The organism is Paraburkholderia sp. UYCP14C, assembly GCF_004197395.1.
Taxonomy (GTDB): Bacteria; Pseudomonadota; Gammaproteobacteria; order Burkholderiales; family Burkholderiaceae; genus Paraburkholderia.
This window is the reverse complement of record NZ_SELS01000005.1, coordinates 137,775-162,323: the sequence shown is the minus strand read 5'-3', so window position 1 is coordinate 162,323 and position 24,549 is coordinate 137,775. Positions and strand designations below refer to the sequence as shown.

19 protein-coding genes are annotated in these 24,549 nt (G+C 64.4%); 16 read left to right on the top strand and 3 right to left on the bottom strand.

Features of this window, described 5'->3' with window-relative positions; all coding sequences use genetic code 11:
- Positions 1–108 precede the first annotated feature (108 nt).
- From EVC45_RS06455 to EVC45_RS06430, 6 genes are all read left to right on the top strand, one after another.
- The gene (locus EVC45_RS06455; protein WP_129957187.1) at positions 109–3,594 is read left to right on the top strand and encodes a DUF2126 domain-containing protein; all 3,486 of its coding nucleotides are present in this window, start codon (positions 109–111) and stop codon (positions 3,592–3,594) included.
- 68 nt (positions 3,595–3,662) lie between these two features.
- The gene (locus EVC45_RS06450; protein ID WP_129957186.1) at positions 3,663–6,254 is read left to right on the top strand and encodes a circularly permuted type 2 ATP-grasp protein; all 2,592 of its coding nucleotides are present in this window, start codon (positions 3,663–3,665) and stop codon (positions 6,252–6,254) included.
- On the top strand, positions 6,251–7,141 hold the full coding sequence (locus EVC45_RS06445; protein WP_129957185.1) for a transglutaminase family protein: 891 nt from the start codon (positions 6,251–6,253) through the stop codon (positions 7,139–7,141). Before EVC45_RS06450 ends, EVC45_RS06445 begins: the two co-directional genes overlap by 4 nt.
- Before the next feature lie 77 nt (positions 7,142–7,218).
- Entirely contained in the window at positions 7,219–7,467 is a 249-nt protein-coding gene (locus tag EVC45_RS06440) for a hypothetical protein (RefSeq protein ID WP_129957184.1), read from the top strand.
- Between the two features lie 484 nt (positions 7,468–7,951).
- Positions 7,952–9,628, top strand: coding sequence for a glycoside hydrolase family 28 protein (locus tag EVC45_RS06435; RefSeq protein ID WP_211193377.1), 1,677 nt, complete (start codon positions 7,952–7,954; stop codon positions 9,626–9,628).
- A gap of 17 nt (positions 9,629–9,645) precedes the next feature.
- Positions 9,646–10,098 (top strand): hypothetical protein, encoded by a 453-nt coding sequence (locus EVC45_RS06430; protein ID WP_129957183.1) that lies wholly within the window; start codon positions 9,646–9,648, stop codon positions 10,096–10,098.
- Positions 10,099–10,287: 189 nt separating this feature from the next.
- Here the strand turns inward: EVC45_RS06430 and EVC45_RS06425 are convergent, their stop codons facing one another.
- Positions 10,288–11,220, bottom strand: a complete 933-nt coding sequence (locus tag EVC45_RS06425) for a LysR family transcriptional regulator (protein WP_129957182.1) — start codon at positions 11,218–11,220, stop codon at positions 10,288–10,290.
- Positions 11,221–11,403: 183 nt separating this feature from the next.
- On the opposite strand from EVC45_RS06425, the gene EVC45_RS06420 reads away from it, so the two are divergent.
- A complete protein-coding gene (locus tag EVC45_RS06420) occupies positions 11,404–11,937 on the top strand; it encodes a hypothetical protein (RefSeq protein ID WP_129957293.1) in 534 nt (177 codons plus the stop codon).
- Between the two features lie 247 nt (positions 11,938–12,184).
- Complete coding sequence (locus EVC45_RS06415; protein WP_248295042.1) at positions 12,185–13,018, top strand: DUF4377 domain-containing protein; 834 nt, start codon at positions 12,185–12,187, stop codon at positions 13,016–13,018.
- Between the two features lie 57 nt (positions 13,019–13,075).
- Here EVC45_RS06415 and EVC45_RS06410 read toward each other — a convergent pair whose 3' ends face one another.
- Positions 13,076–13,366, bottom strand: coding sequence for a hypothetical protein (locus EVC45_RS06410; RefSeq protein ID WP_129957181.1), 291 nt, complete (start codon positions 13,364–13,366; stop codon positions 13,076–13,078).
- 109 nt (positions 13,367–13,475) lie between these two features.
- On the opposite strand from EVC45_RS06410, the gene EVC45_RS06405 reads away from it, so the two are divergent.
- Entirely contained in the window at positions 13,476–14,441 is a 966-nt protein-coding gene (locus EVC45_RS06405) for a GlxA family transcriptional regulator (protein WP_129957180.1), read from the top strand.
- Between the two features lie 75 nt (positions 14,442–14,516).
- Here EVC45_RS06405 and EVC45_RS06400 read toward each other — a convergent pair whose 3' ends face one another.
- Positions 14,517–15,539 carry an AraC family transcriptional regulator gene (locus tag EVC45_RS06400; RefSeq protein ID WP_129957179.1) on the bottom strand — a complete coding sequence of 341 codons (1,023 nt, stop codon included), beginning with the start codon at positions 15,537–15,539 and terminating at the stop codon, positions 14,517–14,519.
- 379 nt (positions 15,540–15,918) lie between these two features.
- On the opposite strand from EVC45_RS06400, the gene EVC45_RS06395 reads away from it, so the two are divergent.
- From EVC45_RS06395 to EVC45_RS06360, 7 genes are all read left to right on the top strand, one after another.
- Positions 15,919–17,277 (top strand): MFS transporter, encoded by a 1,359-nt coding sequence (locus tag EVC45_RS06395; protein ID WP_129957178.1) that lies wholly within the window; start codon positions 15,919–15,921, stop codon positions 17,275–17,277.
- A gap of 129 nt (positions 17,278–17,406) precedes the next feature.
- On the top strand, positions 17,407–18,498 hold the full coding sequence (locus EVC45_RS06390) for a porin (protein WP_129957177.1): 1,092 nt from the start codon (positions 17,407–17,409) through the stop codon (positions 18,496–18,498).
- 398 nt (positions 18,499–18,896) lie between these two features.
- Entirely contained in the window at positions 18,897–20,630 is a 1,734-nt protein-coding gene (locus EVC45_RS06385; RefSeq protein WP_373682994.1) for a tannase/feruloyl esterase family alpha/beta hydrolase, read from the top strand.
- A 221-nt stretch (positions 20,631–20,851) separates the two neighbouring features.
- On the top strand, positions 20,852–21,274 hold the full coding sequence (locus EVC45_RS06375) for a MarR family winged helix-turn-helix transcriptional regulator (protein ID WP_129957176.1): 423 nt from the start codon (positions 20,852–20,854) through the stop codon (positions 21,272–21,274).
- Between the two features lie 83 nt (positions 21,275–21,357).
- Positions 21,358–21,780, top strand: coding sequence for a MarR family winged helix-turn-helix transcriptional regulator (locus EVC45_RS06370; RefSeq protein ID WP_129957175.1), 423 nt, complete (start codon positions 21,358–21,360; stop codon positions 21,778–21,780).
- A gap of 81 nt (positions 21,781–21,861) precedes the next feature.
- Entirely contained in the window at positions 21,862–22,962 is a 1,101-nt protein-coding gene (locus EVC45_RS06365; protein WP_211193376.1) for an HlyD family secretion protein, read from the top strand.
- Positions 22,963–22,969: 7 nt separating this feature from the next.
- Positions 22,970–24,541, top strand: coding sequence for a DHA2 family efflux MFS transporter permease subunit (locus EVC45_RS06360; RefSeq protein WP_129957174.1), 1,572 nt, complete (start codon positions 22,970–22,972; stop codon positions 24,539–24,541).
- Positions 24,542–24,549: the final 8 nt, after the last annotated feature.

Genomic DNA, 24,549 nt, shown 5'->3' with positions numbered 1-24,549 from the left:
AAACGCACACGCAATTCAGGCAACACCAGGCGGTTCACGCGAGTTAGTCCAGCAACGGCATAGAGCTTGCTTTTTTGGCGGGCTGCCCCTTTCATCGAGGAGTCCGGAGTGTCCATACGCGTCGCGTTGCATCACGTTACTCACTACCGCTACGACAGGCTGGTTACGCTGTCGCCCCAGGTCGTGCGGCTGCGGCCCGCGCCGCATTGTCGTACGCCGATCCTGTCGTACTCGATGCGTGTCGAGCCCGCGAGGCACTTCATCAACTGGCAGCAGGACGCGTTCGCGAACTACCAGGCGCGGCTCGTGTTTCCCGAGCAGACGCGCGAATTCAAGGTGACCGTCGATCTGGTCGCCGAAATGGCCGTCTACAACCCGTTCGACTTCTTTCTCGAACCGTCGGCCGAGCAGTTTCCGTTCGACTACGCGCCTGAGCTCGCGGCCGAACTCGCGCCCTACTGCGTGAAGCGGCCGATGACGCCGCGCTTCGCCGAGTTCGTCGCGAGCATCGACCGCACGCCGGCCGGCACCGCGAACTTCCTGGTGGCGCTGAACCAGCGGCTGCAGCACGAGATCCGCTACCTGATCCGGATGGAGCCGGGGGTTCAATCGCCCGAGGAAACGCTGACCAACGCGTCGGGCTCGTGCCGCGATTCGGGCTGGCTGCTCGTCGAGACGCTGCGGCAACTGGGCTTCGCGGCGCGCTTCGTGTCGGGCTATCTGCTGCAGCTCGCGCCCGACGTCAGGTCGATCGACGGCCCGAGCGGCACCGAGGTCGACTTCACCGACCTGCACGCGTGGTGCGAGGTCTATCTGCCCGGCGCCGGCTGGATCGGGCTCGACCCGACCTCGGGGCTGCTCGCGGGAGAAGGGCACATACCGGTTGCCTGCACGCCGGAGCCGGGCAGCGCGGCGCCGATCTCGGGCGCGGTCGACGAATGCGAGGTCGAGTTCGGACATGCGATGTCGATCGAACGCGTGCTGGAGTCGCCGCGCGTCACGAAGCCGTACAGCGAAGCCGCGTGGCACGACGTGCTGAAGATGGGCGAGCGGGTCGACTACGAACTCGCCGACATGGACGTGCGACTGACGATGGGCGGCGAGCCGACCTTCGTGTCGGTGCGCGATCGCGACGCCGCCGAGTGGAACACCGACGCGCTCGGCCCCACCAAGCGCGGCTACGCGGTCGCGCTGATGGACCGGCTGCGCGAACGCTACGGCGCGAACGGCTTCCTGCATATCGGCCAAGGCAAGTGGTATCCGGGCGAGCAGTTGCCGCGCTGGGCGATGTCGCTGTACTGGCGCGCCGACGGCGAGCCATGCTGGCACAATCCGGCTCTGTTCGCCGACGAACGCGAGCCCGGCCGCTACACGGCCGGCGACGCGCAACGCTTCATCGCGCATCTGGCGGCGAAGCTGTCGCTCGACGCGGACTGCATCCAGCCCGGCTACGAGGACACCTGGTACTACCTGTGGCGCGAGCGCCGCCTGCCGGTCAACGTCGATCCGTTCGACGCGCGCCTCGACGACGAACTCGAACGCGTGCGTCTGCGGCGCGTGTTCGACGCCGGGCTCGCGAGCCCGGCCGGCTACGTGCTGCCGATCGGCCGCGAGCCCGGTGCGCCCGGCATCGCGCCGACGTGGATCACGGGCCGCTGGTTCTTCCGCGACGAACGCATGTACCTGATTCCCGGCGATTCGCCGATGGGCTACCGGCTACCGCTCGATTCGCTGCCGTGGGTGTCGAAGACCGACTATCCGTATCAGCACGCGCACGATCCGTTCGCGCCGCCGCAGCCGCTGCGCACGGCCGCGCAGTTGCGCGTGCAGTATGAAGGCGGGCGCGAGAGCCGGCAGTTCGCCGAAGAAGGGAGCAGCGCACGGCAGGCGGCCGCGCTGTCGCTATCGGCGGCCGATCTGCTGAGCGGCATGCCGCACGGCGGCGTGCTCGCGTATGCGCCGCCGCGCCGTGACGAATCCCCGCCGGCGCGAGGCGAATCGTCGAAGGACACGCTGCGCACCGCGGTGTGCGTCGAGGTGCGCGACCCGAAACGCGCGGCCGGCCCGAAAGCCGAAGCCGATTCGTTCGGCAGCGGTCGCACGCTGCTGCATGTCTTCATGCCGCCGCTGCCCGATCTCGACGACTACCTCGACCTGCTCGCCGCGGTCGAAGCGACGGCCTCGGAGTTGCAGATGCAGGTCGTGCTCGAAGGCTATCCGCCGCCGCGCGATCCGCGTCTGAAAGTACTGCAGGTGACGCCCGACCCCGGCGTGATCGAAGTCAACATTCATCCGGCCGCGAACTGGGACGAGCTCGTCGATCACACCGAGTACCTGTACCAGTCGGCCGCGCACAGCTATCTGAGCAGCGAGAAGTTCATGCTCGACGGGCGCCATACCGGCACCGGCGGCGGCAACCACTTCGTGCTCGGCGGCGCGACGCCGGCCGACAGTCCGTTCCTGCGCCGGCCCGATCTGCTCGCGAGCCTGATCGCGTACTGGCACAACCATCCGTCGCTGTCGTATCTGTTCTCGGGGTTGTTCATCGGACCGACGAGCCAGGCACCGCGTGTCGACGAAGCGCGCAACGATCAGGTCTACGAACTTGAACTCGCGTTCGCCGAGCTGCAACGCCAGGTCGATCTGCTCGGCGGGCGCGACAGCGCCCACCTGCCGCCGTGGATGATCGACCGCGCGCTGCGCAACATCCTGATCGACGTGACCGGCAACACTCACCGCGCCGAGTTCTGCATCGACAAGCTGTATTCGCCCGACGGTCCGACCGGGCGCCTCGGGCTGCTCGAACTGCGCGGCTTCGAAATGCCGCCCCACGCGCGCATGAGTCTGGTGCAGCAACTGCTGCTGCGCGCGCTGGTCGCGCGATTCTGGCGCGTGCCGTACACGCAGCGGCTCACCCGCTGGGGCACCGAGCTGCACGACCGCTTCCTGCTCGGCACCTTCGTGAAGATGGATTTCGAAGACGTGCTCGCCGAACTTGGTGAAGCGGGGTTCGCCTTCGATAACGCGTGGTTCGCACCGCACTTCGAATTCCGCTTCCCGCTGGTCGGCGAGATGACGCTGAGCGGCATCGACCTGACGATCCGCAACGCGCTCGAACCGTGGCACGTGATGGGCGAGGAGGGCAGCGCCGGCGGCACGGTGCGTTATGTCGATTCGTCGGTCGAGCGGCTCGAGGTGCGCGCGCTGGGCTTGAACGGCAATCGTCACGTGCTGAGCGTCAACGGCGTGCCGGTGCCGTTGCAGCCGACCGGCCGAGTCAGCGAGTACGTGGCCGGCGTGCGTTTTCGCGCATGGTCGCAGTCGTCGGCGCTGCATCCGACGATCGGCGTACACGCGCCGCTCACGTTCGACCTCGTCGACACATGGAGCGGCCGCTCGCTCGGCGGATGCCAGTATCATGTCGCTCATCCGGGCGGGCGCAACTATCAGACCTTCCCGGTCAACGCCTACGAGGCGGAAAGCCGGCGGCGCGCGCGTTTCTTCGCGTCGGGTCATACGCCGGGGCCGCTCGCCGTGGGCAGACCGCAGCGTAGCCTCGAGTTTCCGTTCACGCTCGATCTGCGCCACAGTTGAAAAACATGCATCACTGACACCACACGACCTTGGCCTTTCAATCGACTTTGCCATTCGAAGCGTCCGCCATGCCGGCGGACGCTTCGTCCCTGTTGCGGTTGCTGCCGGGTCATGACGGACATTGGGACGAACTGCGCGACGCTGCAGGCGTGCTGCGCGAGCCGTGGCGGCAGTTCTTCGCGCAACTCGGCGAGGACGGCGTCGCGCGTCTCGCGGACCATCATGCGTCGATCGCGCAGCAGATCCGCGACAACGACATCAGCTACAACGTCTATGCGGACAACGGCAAGTCGCGGCCGTGGGCGCTCGACCTGCTGCCGTTCCTGATCAGCGAGGCCGAGTGGGCGCACCTCGAGCGCGGCGTCGCGCAGCGCGCGCATCTGCTCAATGCGATCGTTGCCGACATCTACGGAGCGCAGACGCTGCTCGAATTTGGGCAACTGCCGCCCGCGCTGGTGTTCGGCCATCCGGGCTATCTGCGCTCGGTGAAGGGCTTCGCGCCGGCCGGTGGCCAGTATCTGCAGGTCGTCGCGCTCGATCTCGCGCGCACGCCGGGCGGCGAGTGGAGCGTGATCGCGCATCGCACCGAGGCGCCGTCCGGTCTCGGTTACGCGCTGGAAAACCGCCTGATCGTGTCGACGCTGCTCGCCGAGCCGTTCCGCTCGCTGCGCGTGAGCCGGCTCGCGCCGCTCTATTCGCAACTGATCGCGACGCTCGTGCAGGCCGCGCAAGCGACGATGCGCAACGACGAACGCGCCGACGCTTCACCGCATATCGCGCTGCTCACGCCGGGGCCGTACAGCGAAACCTATTTCGAGCATGTGTTTCTGGCGCGCTATCTCGGCGTCACGCTGGTCGAAGGCAAGGATCTGACCGTGCGCGGCGACCGGCTTTATCTGAAGACCCTGGCCGGCCTCGAACGCGTGCACGTCGTGCTGCGCCGTCTCGACGACGCGTTCTGCGACCCGGTCGAGTTGCGCGCCGATTCGACGATCGGCGTGCCGGGGCTGTTGCAGGTCATGCGCGCGGGCAATGTGATCGTGTCGAACGTGCCGGGGTCGGGTTTCGCCGAGTCGCCGGCGTTGCATGGTTTCATGCCGGGTATCGCCGAGGCGTTGCTCGGCGAAGAGTTGCTGCTGCCCGGCGTGCCGACCTGGTGGTGCGGCGAACAGGCCGCGCGCGAGCATGCGTTCGCGCATCTCGACGATGCGTTCATCGTGCCGACCTGGCCGCTCGCGGGACGCGACGCGCCGCCAGGCATCGAGGGAGGCAGACAGGCGCTCGCGGCATGGCGCGAGCGCATCGACGCCTGTCCCGACGCGTTCACGATCCAGCAGGAGGAGCGCTTTTCCTGCACGCCGCGCTACGAGGAGGGCACGATCGGCGGGCGGCCGTCGGTGCTGCGCGTCTATGCGATCGCGGATGTGAACGGCGGCTGGCACGTGATGCCGGGCGGCTTCACGCGCATGGCCGCCGAGCGTCAGACCACGGTATCGATGCAGCACGGCGGCAGCAGCGTCGATACCTGGGTGCTGTCGAGCCAGCCGAGTTCGACGTTCTCGCTGCTGCCTTCGCCGCTGCAGCCCGCCGACCTCACGCGCAAGCATCGCACGGTATCGAGCCGCGCCGCGGAGAACCTGTTCTGGGCGGGCCGCTACGGCGAGCGCGCGGAAAACAACGTGCGTCTGCTGCGGCTGATTCTCGGCTCGCTCGAAGGCAACGACGCCGACGCGATGTTCGCGACGCTGGTCGAACTCGCGACATGGTGCGGTCTCGTGCAGTCGGGCGACCTGGCGTCGCCGCACGGGCCCCCTTCGCCGCAGACGTTCGAGCGCGCGCTCGTCGCGAATCTCGGCGAGAGCGCGGGCAGTCTCAGCATCAGCCAGAATCTCAATTATCAGGCGCGCGCGAACGGCGAGGTGCGCGGGCGTTTGTCGAATGACCATTGGCGCATGATCCTCGCGGCGCGCAACGACTTTCAGGACGCGTTGCGGGTGCTACTGCCAGCCGTGGGCGCGGGCAACGGCGGCGCCGGTGCCGCGAGCAGCGGGAGTGCGTTCGATCGCTACGATCGCGTGACGCTCGCGAATGCGCTCGAACATCTGTCGGTGCAACTGTCGGCGATCAGCGGTGCGCAGGGCGACCGCATGACGCGCGATGAAGCGTGGCGGCTGCTGTTCGTCGGGCGGCATATCGAACGTGTCGCGACGATGGCCGCTTTCATGCGCGACGTCGCCGCGACCGGCCAACTCGCGACGCCGGCCGGCTTCGATCTGCTGCTGCAGATGTTCGACAGCACGCTCACGTATCGCTCGCTGTACCCCGGGCGTTTCGAAGTGCCCGCGCTGCTCGATCTGCTCGTGATCGAACCGCACAATCCGCGCGGCATTTATGGCGTGTACGAGCGTCTGCGCAACAAACTCGACGAGATCGCCATCGCGGCGGGCAGTGTGCGGCATCGGCCGTTCGCGGAGCTGCTGCCGAGCGTCGAGTTGCTGCCGTCGCTCGAAGCGCTGTGCGAGGTCGACGAACACGGCTCGTATGGCAAGCTGATTGTGCTGTGCGATCAGATCGGCGGCTTTGCCAACGCGGCCGCGCATGAGATCAGCGCGCGTTATTTCAGTCACGCGACCACGGTCGCCTCGCAGGTGTGGGTATGAAGAACCCATCGACGGTGCTGTCCGTTTCGCATCGCACTACCTACCATTACTCGACGTATGTCGAAACCGCGCAGCATCTGGCGACCATCCGGCCGCTCGCGTGTCCTTGGCAGCGTGTGATCTCGCGCAGCGAGCGGATCGAGCCGGAGCCGTCGTATCGGCATAGCCGCATCGATGCGTTCGGCAATGACGTGCTGTACTTCGCGCTCGATACGCCGCACGAGCGTTTGCAACTCGTCAGTGAAACCACGGTCGCGCTGACGCCGCGCTGGACCGACCTCGATGCCGAGGCCACCCCGACCTGGGAGACCGTGGCCGAAGCGCTGCGGTTTCGCGTGGGTGGCGAGTTCCGTCCGGAGGCGGAGTATTGCTTCGCGTCGCCGAATATCGCATTGCGGGCGTCGCTGCGCGCGTATGCGCTGCCCAGCTTCACGCCCGGCCGCCCGCTCGTCGCGGGTGCGATCGATCTGATGCATCGCATTCACGAGGACTTCGCCTACAAGCCGTCGGCGACGTTGTTCGATACACCGGCCGAACGCGCGTTCGAGCTGAAGAGCGGCGTTTGCCAGGATTTCGCGCAGGTGATGATCGGCTGTTTGCGCTCGCTCGGTTTGCCCGCGCGATACGTGAGCGGCTATTTGCGCAACGATCCTCCGCCGGGACACCCGCGTCTGATCGGTGCGGATGCTTCGCATGCGTGGGTGTCGGTGCATTGTCCGGCCAGCGGCTGGATCGATCTCGATCCGACCAACGACGTGCTCGCCGATCTCGATCATGTGACGCTCGCGATCGGGCGCGACTACAGCGATGTCTCGTTGCTGCGCGGGACGATTCTCGGCGGCGGCGCGCATCGGATGGAAGTGGGGGTGACGGTGCTGGAGTTGTGATTGTGGGCGCGCTTCGTTCCCGGCATTCGACTGAGTTCGGACATAATGGAAAAAACGTCGCCGGAGTTCACCCGCTCATGAAGTCCCTTTGCTTCGCAGCAGTTGTCGTCGTTTTCACTGCCGGCTGCACGTCGAGTTCGCCGCCGGCTAATCCTCAGGCGGCGTACGATGCGAACGCCTATATGCTGCACGGTCCGGGCGGTGTGGCATCCGCCGACGCCGCTTCAAGACCGCCGAGACTTACCGTCGGCACCAGCTATTCGGATACGCAACTTATCCTGCCTTGGTTTCTCAACGACGTTATCAACTTTGTGAACTATCGCTAGTCTGGAAACCATCAAAGGGTCCCTCGGGTGATGAGAAAGTCGACTCCGTGGGTGCCTGTCGCCAGGTGATTCCCTTTCATCTGGAAGCATGTTCGACCCTCTCCTTCACTGCTCTGTCTAGTCGCGTAGCCTGCCTCAACGGCGCAACCTCGAGCGGCGAGCGCAGCGTGCGTGCACACAAAACATAAGTCACGAATCGACGCGGTTTTCATCGTTGTCTCGACGGCATTGCATATTGCGCAACATATGCAACTTGGTGTGGTCGCCGAAGAAGGGCAGCCGCTTTTCCATATAACGGAATATTCGGTATGACAACATTAGGCAAACGGAATGCTGTCGTGCATCTAACTTCCCTTCGATAAGGGGTATACCCCCGCGTGACTGCTCCTGCGCTCGTATTTACACTTCCGCTGTTGTCTTACAAGAATGTGGCGTTGGCGGACAGCTGCTAGTGCATCGAAACCATTTCGTCAGGGAAAACTTAGTGTCGAAGCATCAGAGTGATCTTTATAAAGTGGCGCCCGCAATGGGCGACTCCTTGCGTATTTCGCGTCGTGGTTTCATTGGTCTTGGAGGGGCGCTTGCGGCTACCTCGCTGCTGCTGCCCTCGGTTGCAGGGGCGCGGCCGACTGCACCGCTCACCAATGCAGGTCCAGGCAATGTCTTCGATGTGCGCGCTTATGGTGCGCTGGGCGATGGCAAGACCATCGATACCCCGGCCGTGAACCGGGCCATCGAAGCGGCTGCGGCCGCCGGAGGAGGGACGGTTCGCTTTCCGGCAGGTACTTATGCTTGCTACTCGATCCACCTGAAAAGCTCGGTCGCCCTTTACCTCGACGAAGGATCGACGATCCTCGCAGCGAGCACCCCACGAGAGGGAACAACGAGCGGCGGCTACGACGCGGCGGAGTCCAACGCGCCTTGGGAGGCCTATCAGGATTTTGGTCACAACCATTGGCACAACAGCCTGATCTGGGGCGAAGGACTGCACGACATTGCCGTTCTCGGGCCGGGTCTCATTTGGGGCAAAGGGCTCAGTCGCGGGCACGGGGAAGATCCGGATCTGCCCATTGCCGAACGGCCGGGTGTCGGCAATAAGGCGATCGCCTTGAAAAACTGCTGCAATGTCGTCCTGCGCGATTTCTCGATACTGGCGGGCGGACATTTCGGCATCCTGGCGACCGGTGTCGACAACTTCACCATCGACAATCTGATTATCGATACCAACCGCGACGGTATGGACATCGATTGCTGTCGCAATGTCCGCGTGTCGAACTGCACCGTCAATTCGCCCTGGGACGATGCGATCTGTCCGAAGAGCTCCTATGCCCTCGGCTATCCACGTGCCACGGAAAACGTGACGATCACCAATTGCTACGTCACCGGCGGCTATGAGATGGGGTCTGTCGTAGACGGCAGCTTCAAGCGCTTCGGGCCGGAATTTGATATGAATCCCTGGAACCGTACCGGCCGCATCAAATGCGGAACCGAGTCGAATGGCGGGTTCAAGAACATCACGATTTCGAACTGCATCTTCGAAAGCTGTCGCGGGCTCGCGTTGGAGACCGTGGACGGCGCGGTTCTGGAGGACATCACCATTACCGGCATCACCATGCGTGATGTGCGCAATTCGCCGCTGTTCTTTCGTCTCGGGGGGCGAATGCGCGGTCCGAAGGGCATGCCACGCAGCACCTTCCGCCGCGTTCTGGTCAGCAACGTGACCTGCAGCGGCCCGGCCAATACCATGCCGTCGATCATCAGCGGCATTCCCGGGGCCTCGATCGAGGACATCAAGATCAGCGACTTCTTTGTCCAGCAAAAGGGCGGTGGGACGACCGAACTCAATCAATGGATTCCGCCTGAACGGGAAGCGGATTATCCCGAGCCCTTCCGCTTTGGACCGCTACCGGCGTATGGATTTTTCATGCGCCACGTAACCAACGCTGAATTCAGCAACGTGGAAATTGCCAATGTCGCGGCCGATGCGCGGCCGGCACTTTGGCTGGAGGACGTGAACGACTCTGATTTTTCCCGCCTGACCTTGTCGAAGGGCCGCGGTGGTCCGGCATTCGTGCTGAACAAGGTGAATGGTTTCCGCGTCACCGGAAGCCGCAGCGTGCCCGACATGGCGCTGTCGGACATCGCGCACCGCGAAATTTGACAAGGAAGGAGATCAGCATGTCGATGAAACTTATGGCGGCTGTCGCCTTGGCGGCCGCCCTGGCCGCCTGCAGCCACATCACCACCACCGGGCCGATGGGCTCCGCCGGATCCCAAAGCCCCTATGTGAAGGCCGAGTTGGCGATCGACGGCTACAAGAACGAGCCCGGCTGCCGGGGGCCGTCGTACTTGGCCGCCACCGCCGCCCTCAGCGATTTGAGCGACGAGGTTGCGGGGGCTACGGCGCCATTTGATCCAGGCGCGACCAATCTCAGGATGAAGCATTATGTGGCCGCGTTCGATCTTGGCGACACGGCAAAGGCCAAACATTGTCTGGATGAAGCAGAATCCATCTATCGTGGAATGCTCGATCAGTACCCCGATATGGCCTATGAACACTTGCACGAACGGTCGAAGGCGGGTCTCGCCGATGTTCGGCAGATGAGAGCGCAAAGTGTTACAGGCCAATAGCTAGCCGATAGACACCTTCTCCGGATGGAGGTGTCTTATGCTCCTTGCGCGGATCGGCTATTGTCCAGATCGATCGGAAAACGCCCAGTACACCGAATAATCGAAAAGTATTGGCGCTATCTGGCAATGCTTCGGGTTAAAAAAGCGATGTCGTTGATAGGCGACCTTTGACCTCCCTCAACAACTTCATCAACTATCGTCAGGCAACGCACGCGCCGCGCGACTCTTCACATGATCGATGAACGCACGCAGCTTCGGCATGATCTGCCGGCGGCTCGGATAGTAGAGAAACACGCCCGGGATCATCGGCGCATACGCATCCAGAACGCGCACGAGCTTGCCGGTTCGCAACCCCTCGGCGGCCATCGGTTCGGGTAGCTGGGCAAGGCCGATGCCCGCGTTCGCCGCGCCCAGCATGCCCAGAAAATCGCTGGCGATGAAAGGACCGGAGACGGCGATCTCGATCGGCTGGCCGTTGTCGTTGAACGACCACAATGCGAGCGCGCCGCTCGAGCGTCGCCAGCGGATGCAGGCATGCGTACGCAGATCGTCGACGTGCTCAGGGCGGCCACGCGCCGCGAAATAGCCAGGACTTCCCACGACGACAAAGCGGAATGGCGCCGTCAATGGCACCGCGACCATGTCGGCGGCAACGAACTGACCTAGCCGGATCCCGGCGTCGAAACCCTCCGCCGCGAGATCGATCAACTCCTTGCTGGCCGCGACCTCCACCTCGACTTCGGGATTGGCCTCGCAGAACGACGCGACCAGCGGCTCCAGCAGGATCGGCACGACCGCGCGCGGCACCGAAAGACGCAACAGGCCGGACGGCCGCTCGCCGAGTCCGCGCGCTACCTCGCTGGCGGCGACGAGTTCCTCGAAAGCGGGTTTGGCGCGAGCCAGAAAGCGCTCGCCGGCTTCGGTCAGGCCGACGCTGCGCGTGGTGCGGATGAAGAGCGTCGCGCCGATGCGCGTTTCGAGCACGCGCACCGCCTGACTGACGGCCGACGGCGTCACGCCGAGTTGCGCGGCGGCGCCGCGAAAGCTGCGATGCTCGGCCACGCTGAGGAAGACCTCGACGCCGTCTAGCGCACCCTGCCTGACTGTGAAGTTCTGCTTCATAGCCTGTCAACATTGTGAGGAATAGTCGCACGCGCGAGACGATGGTACACCTAACACCTGCGCATCAGCAGCGCGAAACCATGTGGTGACCGGGCCACCGGATCGCCCATGCGCAGGGTCGGCAAGCCCGCCGATCCGCGTCGTTTGCGGCTGCGCATCCGCCAATATTTGTCAGGAGGCACCATGTCGCCGCGGCTTCTTTTCCAGTTGCATCTCGTTCTGGGCTATGTCGCCTGGTTGTTGTGCTTCAGCGCCTACATCTGGCCGAAGCTCAAGTCGATGACCCCATTCGACGCGCAACGCGCGATCGCCACCTTGCACAGCTTCCGCTTCTTCGGGCTCGCCTTCCTGCTGCCTGGGGTAGTCAGCCCGCAACTGTCCGCGAGCTTCACCGCGTTCGCCGCTTATGGGGATTTCGCGACGGGCGTGCTGGCGATGCTGGCGTTGCTGACGACCCGGATCCGTCCGCTGTTCTGGTCGTTCGTCGTGGCTTTCAATGTCGTCGGCGCAGTCGATCTGATCGTCGATTACTACCATGCCGTAGCGATCGATCTGCCTGCGCACGCGGGAGAACTGGGGGCCATGTACGCGATCCCGGTGATTTATGTGCCGACGCTGGCGATCACCCACATTGCCGCTTTCTATCTGCTGCTGCGCCCCAGGTTCAAGCGGCTTCACCCGATGCCTGCGCTGAGCCGTGACATTTCCAACGTGTAGCGTTGACAATCCGCGGTTCGGCCACCTAACGAAGGATTTGGGCAAACATCGAACAGCATATTTCCGCCATCCACCTGCGTTATCCTGTCGGTCGTCGAGTCGATGCTCGCGGCCTGAAAGAAGCAGGTGCGCAAACCCGGCGCAGTGCGGCCGGGTGGTGCCTTTCAATGGCTCTTGCGGCTTTCGCGCATCCGACCTGATTCTCGCGTCCCTTCGACTGGACCCGAGCGAACGCCCGGAACAACCATTGAACTACCGAGGTGCCGACGTGAAATACCGCATGCTCTTGCTGCCGCTCGTGCTCGCCGCCTGCGCCCAGACACCCGAAGTGACGGTCCCGGCTCCCGCGGCGACCACGGCCGCCGCGAACCCGGCGGCGCCGACCGGGACCGATCTGCTGACCCGCTACCACTGGCAACTGAACAACGCGATCGACAGCAATGGCAATCGCATCGATGCATTGTTCGCCCGCGCGGACAAGCCGGTGCAACTGGACTTCAGTCCGTACCGGATCACGGTCGTCAATAGCTGCAACAACATGGGTGCGGGTTACACGGTGAGGAAGGGGCATCTGCAGATCGGCCCGATGGTCAGCACGATGATGGCCTGCAACGACGCCGCGCTTGCCGCACTCGACGATGCGATCTCGCAGCGTGTGCGCGGCAGCGTCAACGTGAACCTGCTTGCGCGCGACAACGGTCCGAGCCTGCAACTCGTCACCGATAACGGCGATACGCTGAGCTTCACCGGCGTGCCCACGGCCGAGACGCGCTACGGCGGCCCCGGTCAGATTGCTTTCTTCGAAGTGGCGCCGCAGTCGGTGCCGTGCAACCATCCGTTGATGCCGAATGCGCAATGTCTGCTCGTGCGAGAACGCTTCTTCGACGAACAGGGCCTCGCCGCCGGCGCGCCCGGGCCGTGGCAACCGTTGAATCAGACTATCGAAGGCTATACGCACACGCCGGGCATCCGTAACGTGGTGCGCGTGAAGCGTTTTACGATCAAGAACCCGCCTGCCGATGGGCCGTCGGTCGCGTATGTGCTGGACCTCGTCGTCGAATCGGAGAAGGTCGGGCAGTGATGCTGTTTAACCGTGCCGCCGGCCACGCCGGGGGCACGGTTCATCCCGCCGGCAACATCATCCCTTCTGGATCAGCCGGCCCAGCGGCGCGAGCGGTCCCACCGGCAGATACTCGTATTTCATCAACCCGTCGGCCACGAGCGGCAACGCGTTAAGGATCGCCTTGGCCTCGTCGACCGATTCGACGTTCATCAGGAAGATCGGCCCGGCCTTGTCGCGAAACCAGAACTGCTCGACCTTGCCGTCGAGATAAAGCTGCAGGGTGGACGGCACCTCGTGGGGCATGTGCTGCTGGAGCTTGTCGGGGGTGAGGGTCGGTTGCGCGGATGCAATAGCGAAAACTTTCATCAGTGACTCCTTGGTCGACGTTCGTTGCGATGTGCAACTGGGCTCACTGTAGCTCTGCCCCGGAAAAAGCTGTATCGTCGCAAATGACAACTTTAGGGTCATTTACGCCATGCGCATCGCCATCCTCGCGTTGGAGGGGCTGTTCGACACCGGCCTCACCGTCATGCTCGACGCGTTCTCGCTCGCCAACCGCTTTGCCGCCGCGAAAATGGGCGGGCGGCCGCACTTCGAACTGTCGATCGTCGGCGTGCGCAAGAAGGTCCGCTCAGGGCAGGGGTTCGCCATCCCCGTGCAAACGATCACCGCCGACCTGAAGCCGGACTGGGTGATCATTCCCGCGCTCGGTACCGGCACACCGGAGCAACTGGTGCCGGCGCTCGAACGGCCGGACGTGCGCGACGCCAAGGCGCAAATGCTGGCGTGGCACGCGCAGGGCACGTTGCTCGCCGCGTCGTGCATCGGCACCTTCCTCGTCGCGGAAACCGGGCTCCTCGATCATCGCGAGGCGACCACGACCTGGTGGCTGAGTCCATTGTTCCGGCAGCGCTATCCGGGGGTGTTGCTGGACGAGTCGCGCATGCTGGTACCGACGGACGTCGGCGTGACGGCGGGCGCGGCGATGGGGCATCTCGATCTCGCGCTGTGGCTGATCCGCCGCGCGAGCCCCGAACTGGCTGCGCTCGTGTCGCGCTACCTGCTCGCCGACCTGCGCTCGTCGCAGGCGCCGTACATCATCCCCAACCACCTCGCTCAGGCCGATCCGCTGATTCAGCGTTTCGAGCGATGGGCGCGCGAGCATCTGAAGGAGGGCTTCTCGCTGCAGCACGCGGCGGCCGCGCTGGCGACGAGCGCGCGTACGCTGCAGCGTCGTTGCCAGGACGTGCTCGGCAAATCGCCGTTGGCTTACTTTCAGGACCTGCGTGTCGAGTACGCGCAGTCTCTGCTGCATGGCAGCGGCCTCGGCATCGACGCGATCGCGGCCGAGGTCGGTTATGTCGACGGCGCCACGCTACGGACGCTGTTGCGTCAACGGCTCGGCAAAGGTGTGCGGGATTTGCGTGCGGATCTGCGTTGAACGCCAGGCACGGTTAGACGTCGCAGCTGGAGGACACGGATGGGGGAAGCTGGCCGAACGTAGCGAACGGGCCCGTTATGGACACCCCTGGCGGCGCTTCTGCGTATCACGGGGCAATTCGTTAAAGCGCGCGAAGTAATACGCAGAGAAGCGGCCGAGATGCCCGAAGCCGAAAGCGAGCGCGGTATCGGTGATGCTGCACGACGGCACCGTCAACAGCCGGGTACGCGCGGCCTCGAGACGGATATTGCGCAGCAGTTCCATCGGCGTCATGCCGTGATGGCGATGGCACATCACATTCAGCGTGCGAAAGCTGACACCCGCGACGCGCGCGAGATCTTCGAGCGAGATCGGCGCGCACAGGCGTGACTCGATGTATTCGAGCAACGCTTCCATCTGCTTCGGGCTGCCGCTTTGCAGACGCGAATCGGCCGCGTCGCCGGCGGCTTCGACGGCCAACGCGGCAGATGTCGTCGTCGCTTGCGGGAGTTGATGGACGAGCAGAAACAGCGCCAGGTTGCGCTCGAGATGATCGCGCCACTCGGCGCGGATATCGCGGTCGCCGGAAGGCGACAGGATATTGAGCAGCGATTGCGTGATCAGATCCCACTGTGAGCCGAGCGCCCGCGGCAGAAGCTGGCCCGGTATCAGTCCGAGCGCCTCTTCCGGCGAACGTCCGGAGACCTCCAGCATCAGCGCGTTCGGTACCTTGACGATGAACTGCTGCGTACCGGGCAGCCAGCGCAGCCGCACGTTCTGTTGCGGCGACAACACGGCCGTGCGGCCTTCGCTGACATTCATCACGGTGCCGTCGCATTCGATTTCGGCGCCGCCCCGCAGCGACGTATGCACCAGCGTGAAGCCATCGAACGGCTGCGGCGTGACTTCCACCTCGGCGCCGTATTGAAGCGCATAGACACGCAGATGCTTCAGTTCCGCCTTGAACAATGCGGTGTCCGGCGTGCCTCTTTTCCAACGTAGTACGTGATCGCTTAACTCCCGGGCGACGTGATCGTGCGTCTCGACAGCGTTGTCGGACCGGAACAGGCAATTGCGGTAGAGCGGCGACAGCGCTTCTGACTTCGGTGACAAGGGCATGCCGTCTCCAGTGTGGCCTTACGTTTTCAGTCGCATTCCGAAGCATCGGAATGCTTCCCCCTCAGGCCTCTTTATCAGGCGTGATGTCCTGTGCGGATGTAGTTGATCGAGCATAACGGCGTCCTTGCCTGTGCTGAATTCGGAAAGCTACCGATATCGCAACACCCGATCGGCCCGAGTTTATAGCGGCCGTGAAAAAAGCGGACTGAACTGGATAGTTGATCTGCAATTTCTGGATAGTGCAAACCATTCTGGCTTCCTACACTGCGCCGACTCATACATAGAAAGCACACCGATGCTCGATGCTCACGCGTTCTTCGTCAGGCGAATCGCCGCCTGAACTCGCGAGCGCACAGGTTTGGAAAAGGAGGAGGCACTCATGCGGGAAATCGACTTGCACGCGCTCGCCGAGGAGGCGAAGCTGAACAGCTTGCACTACATCGTGCTGGTCTGGTGCGCGCTCATCATCGTGTTCGATGGCTACGACCTCGCGGTCGCCGGTATCGCGTTGCCGTCGATCATGAAGGAGATGGGCGTCAATCCCGCCAAGGCGGGCTTCATGGTCAGCTCGGCGCTGTTCGGCATGATGTTCGGCAACATCGTGTTCGGCACGGTCGCGGACCGGATCGGCCGCCGCTGGGCGATTGCGATCTGCCTCGCGATGTTCAGCGTGTTCACGGCGTTGGCCGGTTTCGCGTCGACGCCGCTCGAATTCGGCGCGGCGCGCTTCATCGCCGGTATCGGCATCGGCGGCGTGATGCCGAACGTCATTGCGCAAATGACCGAGTACGCGCCGCGCCGTTTGCGCAGCACGATGGTCACGCTGATGTTCAGCGGCTACTCGGTCGGCGGCATGCTGGCGGCGGTGCTAGGCAAGGGCATGATCGAGCGCTTCGGCTGGTCGTCGGTGTTCGTGGCCGCGGGCATGCCGGTGCTGCTCGTGCCGCTGCTGCTCAGATGGATGCCCGAGTCGCTGCCGTTTCTGGTCCGTCAGGGCAACGTCGACAAGCTCGCGCAGGTGGCTCGCCGCGTCGATCCGCGCTATCAGCCGCGCGCCAACGACCGCTTCGTCCTGAGCCGCCTCGAGCAGACGAGCAAGGCGTCGATCGGCCAGTTGTTCGCCGACGGCCGCGGCTTCAGCACCGTGATGTTCTGGATCGGCACCTTCGTCTGTCTGTTCATGGTCTACGCGCTCAGTTCGTGGCTGACCAAGCTGATGGCGACGGCCGGCTACAGCCTCGGCTCCGCGTTGACGTTCGTGCTGGTGCTGAATTTCGGCGCGATGATCGGCGCGATCGGCGGCGGCTGGCTCGCGGACAAGCTGCATATCAAGTACGTGCTGATGTCGATGTATCTGCTCGCCGCGGTATCGATCGCGTTGCTCGGCTACAAGATGCCGACCGCTGTCCTGTTCGTGCTCGTGGGCCTGGCCGGTGCTTCGACGATCGGCACGCAGATCGTCAATAGCGCGTATGCGGGGCAGTTCTATCCGATGGCGGTGCGTTCGACCGGTATCGGCTGGGCGCTCGGCGTCGGGCGCAGCGGCGCGATCCTGGCGCCGATTCTGATCGGCATTCTGGTCGGCATGGGCTTGCCGCTGCAGCAGAACTTCATGGCGATCGGCTTGCCAGCGCTGATCGCGGCCGCCTCGGTCGCGCTGATCGATCATCGCCGCTCCGCGTCGCATCACACCGAGCCCTCCGTAGCCGAAGCCACGCAGCAGGTAGCACGCGGCTAGCCGCTGCCAGCTTCGGTCTCCTACGCAAGATTCATCGCTCGCACGGCAACTGGCCAGCGAGAGGGCCGGTGTCGCGCGTCGATTGCGGATTACTCGAACACACACACTCGCAATACATAGGGGTCACAAATGAAAATGAAGTGGACCGCGACGCTTCTCGCCGCCGCGACGGGGCTCGCTTACGGTCAAAGCAGCGTCACGCTGTACGGAATCGTCGATACAGGGGTGTCGTACTACAACAACGCGACGAGTCACGGCGGCACGACGGTCGGGATGCCGTTCCTGACCGGCGAGGTGCCGTCGCGCTGGGGTTTGAAGGGCACCGAGGACCTTGGCGGTGGCTTCAAGACGTTCTTCGTGCTGGAGAGCGGCTTTCAGCCAGGTACGGGCGCGCTGAATTATGGCGGGCGTCTCTTCGGCCGCCAGGCCAACGTCGGCATCAGCAGCGACTATGGCTCGCTGACGCTCGGCCGGCAGATGAACATGACGATGTATGCGCTCGCGAACGCGGACATCATCGGGCCGTCGATTCACTCGCTGAGCAACCTCGACTCGTATCTGCCGAACGCGCGCAGCGACAATGCGATCGGCTATATGGGCAAGTTCCACGGCGTCACGGTGGGCGGCACCTACAGCTTCGGCCGCGATGCCGCGGGTCCGGCGGGACCGTCGGCGACCAATTGCGGCGGCCAGGTGCCGGGCAACTACCTCGCGTGCAAACAATATACGGCGCTGCTTGCGTATGATTCGGCGAGCTTCGGCGTCGCGACCTCGTACGACCTGCTGCGAGGTGGCGCCGGTGCATCCGCGCCGCTGAACAATAGCGCCTACACCGACGCGCGCAATATCGTCGACGGCTATGTGATCTTCGGACCGGTGAAAGTCGGCGCGGGCTGGATCCGCCGCAACCAGTCGGCCGCCACGCATCTGCAGACCGATATCTTCTTCGGCGGCGCGACCTATTTCGTGACCCCGGCGTTTTCTCTCGACGGCCAGGGTTCGCGCTATCTGCAGCGCACGTCGGGCGATCTGAACAATGCGAGCTCGACGCTGCTGGTCGCGCGCGCGAACTATCTGCTGTCGAAGCGCACCACCGTCTATACGTCGTTCGGTTATATGTTCAACAGCTCGAAAGCGGCGAATACCGTCGCGGCGGGCGGCACGATCGGCACCGGCGAGAATCAGGCCGGCGTGATGGTCGGCTTGCAGCAGCGGTTCTGATTACCGGGCTGCGATCGAACGGGCGGCGGCGAGCGCGGGAAGCCGCGTGGACGCTGTCGTCCTTTACGGCGTCCGGCCCGGCCGCACCGAAGCCGGGCCGATTGCAAAGTCGACCTTTCTTCCTGACTCGCCAGATACTTTTTGCCCAGACGGTCTGGGCTTTCAGTAGTCCCCTGCGATGCGATGCGATGCGATGCGATGCGCATGTCGCCATCGGCTCAGATCCTTCCACACGAAGACGCAACGCAAGCGATAGCCCGGCGGCTGTCCGCGGCATGCCGCTTGCTATGCAGCGCATTGCCGTAACCCTCCGCGCCTTACATCCCTCAGCGCAGACACGGCGTGCGAGATCAAGCCGGCTCGTGCGACCGCGTCTCCAAACCAAGATGGAGACAGTCATGCCCATGCAGCGCGCCGTTCCGTCGTTGTCCTCTTTTGTTCCTGTCGTTTCCGTCGCACCGTTGCTCGCGGCTCTATCGTTGAGCGGCTGTGGCAGCGGCGATGACAACATTCAGTCGACCGCCGCCGCGCCGCTTAGCTGCGCGCAGCTTGCCGGCAAGACCGTGCCGGCGTCGGCGATCGGCTTGCCGACCACGGGCGCAACGGTGACCGCGGCGGCCGTGATGCCCGCGGCCGGCTCGGGCGCGCAGGCGACCGGCGAATACTGCCTCGTGAGCGGCGCGATCGGTCCCGTCGATCCCGCGGCGCCGCAGATCAAATTCCAGATCGCGATGCCGACCAACTGGAACAGCAAGATCATGATGTTCGGCGGCGGCGGCTACGACGGCACGATTCCCGCGCCGACCGGCAACGTGCCGGCCGGCCCGACCGCGCAGCCGACGCCGCTCGGCCGTGGCTACGCGGTGTTCGCGAGCGACTCGGGACACCAGGCCAATGCGCTCGGCAGCGAAGACGCGTCGTTCGGCGTGAACGACGAAGCGATGCGGAACTTCGACGGCGACGCGCTGAAGAAAACCCGCGACGCGGCGGTTTATCTGATCGACCAGCGCTACGCGGTGAAGGCGCCGAAGCGCGCGTATTTCGCGGGCGGCTCGTCGGGCGGACGCGAAGCGCTGGCGGTGGTGCAGCGCTGGCCGCAAGATTGGGACGGCTCGATCGTGCTGTATCCGGCATGGGCGGCCGCAAGCCTCGACCTGCAATTCGGGCGCATCACGCGCGCGCTCGCGGCGCCGGACGCCTATCTCGACCAGGCGAAGCGCAAGGTGCTGCTCGACACGGTGCTCGCGAGTTGCGACGCGCTCGACGGCGTCGCCGACGGTCTGATCAGCAACGTCGCCGCGTGCAACGCGACCTTCAATCCCACCACGGCGACGCTGAACGGCACGCCGCTGCGGTGCGCGGGCGGCGCGGATACCGGCGACACCTGCCTGTCCGATCCGCAGATCGCGGCGCTCAACGTGTACAACACGCCGATCACGTTCGGCTATACGCTCGCGAGCGGCGAGACGCAGTATCCGGGCTTCAACGTGTACGGCGCCGATCTCGGCATCGCGAATCCGTCCGCCTTGCAGCCGACGGTGACCACGCTCGCGCTCGGCACGTCGCAACCGGCCTCGCCGATGCCGAAGACCGCGCCGTATCTGAGCGTGTTCTGGGATCAGTGGATCCGCTACTTCGTCACGCGCGACCCGAGCTACAACTCGCTCGGTGTCGATCCTCAGAATCCGGGCAGTCTGCAGGCGCGCATCAGTCAACTGACGGGGCTGCAAGACGTCAACAAGACGGATCTGTCGGCATTCAACGCGAAGGGCGGCAAGGTCCTGATGGCGCACGGCATGGCCGACGCGCTCGTCAGCACTCGCTCGACCGAGCAGTACTATCAGCGTCTGCAAGCGACGATGGGCGCATCCACGGTGGCGAATTTCGTGCGCTTCTACGAGATTCCCGGCTATGGTCATGCGGTCAGCAGCGTATTCAACGCGTCGTGGGATTCGCTGACGACGCTCGAAAACTGGGTCGAGAACGGCGTGGCGCCCCCCGCGCAGATCGTCGCCGATACGGCGGGCGTGCCCGGACGCACGCGGCCGCTGTGCCAGTACCCGACGTTCCCGCGCTATAACGGCTCGGGCGACGTGAACGTCGCGGCGAACTTCACCTGCGCAAGCCAGTAAGCGCTGCTCTCAACCCACGTCGAAATGCACGCGGATCTCCCGCGTGCTTTCGACGGGCCGGCCATCGCGCGGCGCGGGAAGCGCCAGTGGCGCAGCGTGTCGAGCCGGCCGGCAAGCCGGAAACGGTCGATCGCTGCCGCCGAAGCTTGCCGCGCGGGCGATTCGCCTGTCGAGCTACAAAAAACTTGACGCCGTGCATATGCACACATAGACTTCGCTTCATGAACCGTCCTCTCTCCTACGACGAATGCAACTGCTTCGCGCTGCGCCAGGCGGCGCGGCACGTCACGCAGATCTACGAGCGCCATCTCGGCAGCGTCGGGCTGACGGCTGCGCAGTTCACGATCCTCGCGAAGCTTGCGCGCACCCCGAACCTGCCCATCGCAGAACTCGCGGACGCGATGGTCATGGAGCGCACCACGCTGGTCCGCGCAATGAAGCCGTTGCAGCGCGACGGCCTCGTGCTGGCCGAAGCGGCGGACCACGACAACCGCACGCTGCTGTTCAGCCTGACGGAAAAAGGCGAGACCACGTTCGATCAGGCATCGGTCGCGTGGCGCGCCGCGCAGGAAGAATTCGAAATGAAGTTTGGTCGCGCCCGCGCGAAAACGCTGCGCGCGGAGCTGTTCAGCATCACCGGCTAGATCGGCGTAATGAACCCGCTTCGGCGGGTTTTATAACGCCTTTTGATGTGCATATGCACTAACGAGCAAAGGAAGTGCGGCGAATGGAAGCGCTCTTGGACGACGACTGCTTTGCGATCCGCCAGGCTGCGCGTCACGTATCGCAGATCTACGACCGGCATCTGTCGAATGTCGGGCTGACCATCACGCAGTTTTCGCTGCTAGGGCGTCTGAAGCGCACCGGTCCGATGACAATGAAGCAGGTCGCCGAAGCCATGCGGATGCAGCGCACCACGCTGGTCCGCACGATCCAGCCGCTGCGACGCGACGGGCTCGTGTCGAGCGAGGCGCTGGGCGCGGATGCGCGCACGTTGCTGATTTCGTTGACCGCCGCGGGCGAAGAGCGGCTGGACGCGGGCCGCGCGCACTGGTATGTCGCGCAGGCCGAGTTCGAACACCGCTTCGGCGAGGAGCGCGCGGCCGCGCTGCGCACCGAGCTATTCGCGATCACCAGAGATCCGCTTTGAAATAAACGCTAGAGGTAGCGGAGGCCGGCGCATTGCGCCGTTTTTTTCAACCTGAAGAGTGCATACGCACATATCGACATCATGTCCACAACTCCTTCGACCATCGCGCCCCCGAGCGCGGTGCAACCCGTCAGAGCGGCGCGACGTATCCCGTGGATGCTGCTCGCGATCATCTCCGTTGTCGTCGCGTTGGCGCTGGCCACGTCGTACTGGTTCTTCGTCGGCCGCCTCCTCGAGACCACCGATGATGCCTACGTCGGCGGCGACGTCACGGTGATGGCGCCGAAGGTCAACGGCTTCGTCACCGATGTGCTGGTGCACGACAACGAGTTCGTGCATGCCAACCAGGTGCTGGTGCGTCTCGATGCCCGCGACTACGACGCGCGTCTCGCTCAAGCCAATGCAGAAGTGGAGAGCGCGCAGGCCGCCGTCACCGAGCTGGAAGCGAAGAAATCGCTGCAACTCGCGGCGATCAATGAGCAGGCTGCCGAGGTCCGTGCGTCGGGTGCCGAGCTCACGCGCAGCGCGGCCGACCAGACGCGCTATCGCGAGCTCGTGAAGGACGACGCCGTATCGAACCAGGTCGTCGAGAAAGCGGATGCGGATCTGACCAAAGCACGCGCCGCGGTCGACCGCAGCAACGCCGCGCTGCTCGCGGCGCAACGCCAGATCGCGGTGCTCGACGCGCAGATCGGCGACGCGAAAGCGCGCATCGCGACCGCGCAGGCCGCGCAGCGCGTCGCCGCGTTGAACGTGGAGTACACGACGATCCGCGCGCCGATCGACGGCTACGTCGGCAATCGCACCGCGCGCGTCGGGCTGCTCGCGAACACCGGTGTATCGCTGCTGACCGTCGTGCCTGCGAGCGGCCTGTGGGTCGACGCGAACTTCAAGGAAGACCAGCTGCGCAAGATGCGCGCGGGCGACAGCGTCGAGGTCCAGCTCGACGCGTCGAGCACGGCGCTGCACGGCGTGGTCGAAAGCCTTGCGCCCGCGACCGGCGCGACCTTCAGCGTGTTGCCCGCGGAAAACGCGACCGGCAACTTCACGAAGATCGTGCAGCGCGTGCCGGTGCGCGTGCGTCTGGACGTGCCGAAGGACATGCAGGGCGTGTTGCGTCCGGGCCTCTCCGCGACGGTGAAAGTGCACGTCGATGCGGGCCATCCGGCCGCGCAAGGATGAACCGATCATGACCGACGTTTTCGACAACCCCGCCGATCAGCCGACCCGCACCAAGGTCTTCGCCTTCGCGCTGATGTGCGTCGGCTTTTTCATGGCGACGCTCGATATCCAGATCGTCGCGTCGTCGCTGCGCGATATCGGCGGCGGGCTGTCCGCGAGTCAGGATGAACTGTCGTGGGTGCAGACCTCGTATCTGATCGCGGAGATCATCGTGATTCCGATGTCAGGGTGGCTCACGCGCGTGTTCTCGACACGGTGGCTGTTCACGTTCTCGGCGTTCGGTTTCACGGTCACCAGCATGCTGTGCGGGCTCGCATGGGACATCAACTCGATGATCCTGTTTCGCGGTCTGCAAGGCGCGCTCGGCGCCGCGATGATTCCGACCGTATTCACGACCGCCTTCGTGCTGTTTCCCGGCAAGCAGCGTTTGATCGCCTCGACGACGATCGGCGCGCTCGCGTCGCTTGCACCGACGATCGGCCCGGTGATCGGCGGCTGGATCACGTCGCAATGGTCGTGGCACTGGCTGTTCTATCTGAACCTCGTGCCGGGTGTCGCCGTCACGCTGCTGGTGCCGAAGTACGTGCATATCGACAAGGTCGATCTGTCGCTGCTGAAAAAAGGCGACTACTTCGGCATCGTGCTGATGTCGGGTTTTCTCGGCTGCCTCGAATACGTGCTCGAAGAAGGGCCGCGCAAGAACTGGTTCGGCGACGACGTGATCGTGCTGTGCGCGTGGGTCGCGGCAATCTGCGGGTTTCTGTTCCTCGTGCATGCGTTCACCGCGAAAGAGCCGATCGTCGATCTGCGCGCGCTTGCGCTGCGCAACTTCGGTATCGGCAGTCTGCTGTCGTTCATCACCGGGATCGGGATCTTCTGCACCGTGTTTCTGACGCCGGTGTTTCTCGCCCGCGTGCGGGGCTTCGATTCGTTGCAGATTGGCCTCGCGCTGCTGTCCGTCGGCTGTTTTCAGTTGCTCGCGCTTGCCGCGTACTCGACGCTCGCGCGCTTCGTCGATATGCGCCTGCTGATGGTGATCGGACTCGCGCTGTTCGGCCTCGGCTGCTATCTGTACGTGCCGTTGACGAACCAATGGGGCTGGCAGCAGTTGCTGATTCCGCAAGCGCTGCGCGGCATTGGCCAGCAGTTCTGTATTCCGCCGATCGTGACGATGGCGCTCGGCGCGTTGCCGCCGTCGCGGCTGCGCTCCGCGAGCGGGCTGTTCAATCTGATGCGTAATCTCGGCGGGGCGATCGGCATCGCGGTCAGCAGCACGATGTTGAACGACCGTCTGAACCTTCACTACGAACGGCTCGACGAGCATCTGAACGCGGGCCGTCCGGTCGTCGAATCGATCTTGCAGAAGCAGGCCGAGTATCTGTCGGCAGTCGGCGGCGACGCGTTGAACGCCGCGACTGCGGGGCTGGCCGAATTGCACGCGGCATTGACGCGCGAAGCGCTGGTGCTCGCGTTCTCCGACGCCTTTCTGGCGGTTTCGCTGTGCTTCGTGGTCGCTTTGCTGAGCGTGCTGTTCTCGCGCCCGTTCGGCAACACCGCGCCCCCGCCCGATGCCCACTAGGAGTTCAA

Excerpts from the sequence above, each read along its gene's own strand:
- EVC45_RS06420 (WP_129957293.1), top strand. The coding sequence starts at position 11,404 with ATGTCGCCGCGGCTTCTTTTCCAGTTGCATCTCGTTCTGGGCTATGTC.
- EVC45_RS06375 (WP_129957176.1), top strand. The coding sequence starts at position 20,852 with ATGAACCGTCCTCTCTCCTACGACGAATGCAACTGCTTCGCGCTGCGC.
- EVC45_RS06430 (WP_129957183.1), top strand. The coding sequence starts at position 9,646 with ATGTCGATGAAACTTATGGCGGCTGTCGCCTTGGCGGCCGCCCTGGCC.
- EVC45_RS06400 (WP_129957179.1), bottom strand. The coding sequence starts at position 15,539 with ATGCCCTTGTCACCGAAGTCAGAAGCGCTGTCGCCGCTCTACCGCAAT.
- EVC45_RS06445 (WP_129957185.1), top strand. The coding sequence starts at position 6,251 with ATGAAGAACCCATCGACGGTGCTGTCCGTTTCGCATCGCACTACCTAC.
- EVC45_RS06425 (WP_129957182.1), bottom strand. The coding sequence starts at position 11,220 with ATGAAGCAGAACTTCACAGTCAGGCAGGGTGCGCTAGACGGCGTCGAG.
- EVC45_RS06370 (WP_129957175.1), top strand. The coding sequence starts at position 21,358 with ATGGAAGCGCTCTTGGACGACGACTGCTTTGCGATCCGCCAGGCTGCG.
- EVC45_RS06440 (WP_129957184.1), top strand. The coding sequence starts at position 7,219 with ATGAAGTCCCTTTGCTTCGCAGCAGTTGTCGTCGTTTTCACTGCCGGC.
- EVC45_RS06395 (WP_129957178.1), top strand. The coding sequence starts at position 15,919 with ATGCGGGAAATCGACTTGCACGCGCTCGCCGAGGAGGCGAAGCTGAAC.
- EVC45_RS06410 (WP_129957181.1), bottom strand. The coding sequence starts at position 13,366 with ATGAAAGTTTTCGCTATTGCATCCGCGCAACCGACCCTCACCCCCGAC.
- EVC45_RS06450 (WP_129957186.1), top strand. The coding sequence starts at position 3,663 with ATGCCGGCGGACGCTTCGTCCCTGTTGCGGTTGCTGCCGGGTCATGAC.
- EVC45_RS06405 (WP_129957180.1), top strand. The coding sequence starts at position 13,476 with ATGCGCATCGCCATCCTCGCGTTGGAGGGGCTGTTCGACACCGGCCTC.
- EVC45_RS06385 (WP_373682994.1), top strand. The coding sequence starts at position 18,897 with ATGCCCATGCAGCGCGCCGTTCCGTCGTTGTCCTCTTTTGTTCCTGTC.
- EVC45_RS06365 (WP_211193376.1), top strand. The coding sequence starts at position 21,862 with ATGTCCACAACTCCTTCGACCATCGCGCCCCCGAGCGCGGTGCAACCC.
- EVC45_RS06390 (WP_129957177.1), top strand. The coding sequence starts at position 17,407 with ATGAAAATGAAGTGGACCGCGACGCTTCTCGCCGCCGCGACGGGGCTC.
- EVC45_RS06360 (WP_129957174.1), top strand. The coding sequence starts at position 22,970 with ATGACCGACGTTTTCGACAACCCCGCCGATCAGCCGACCCGCACCAAG.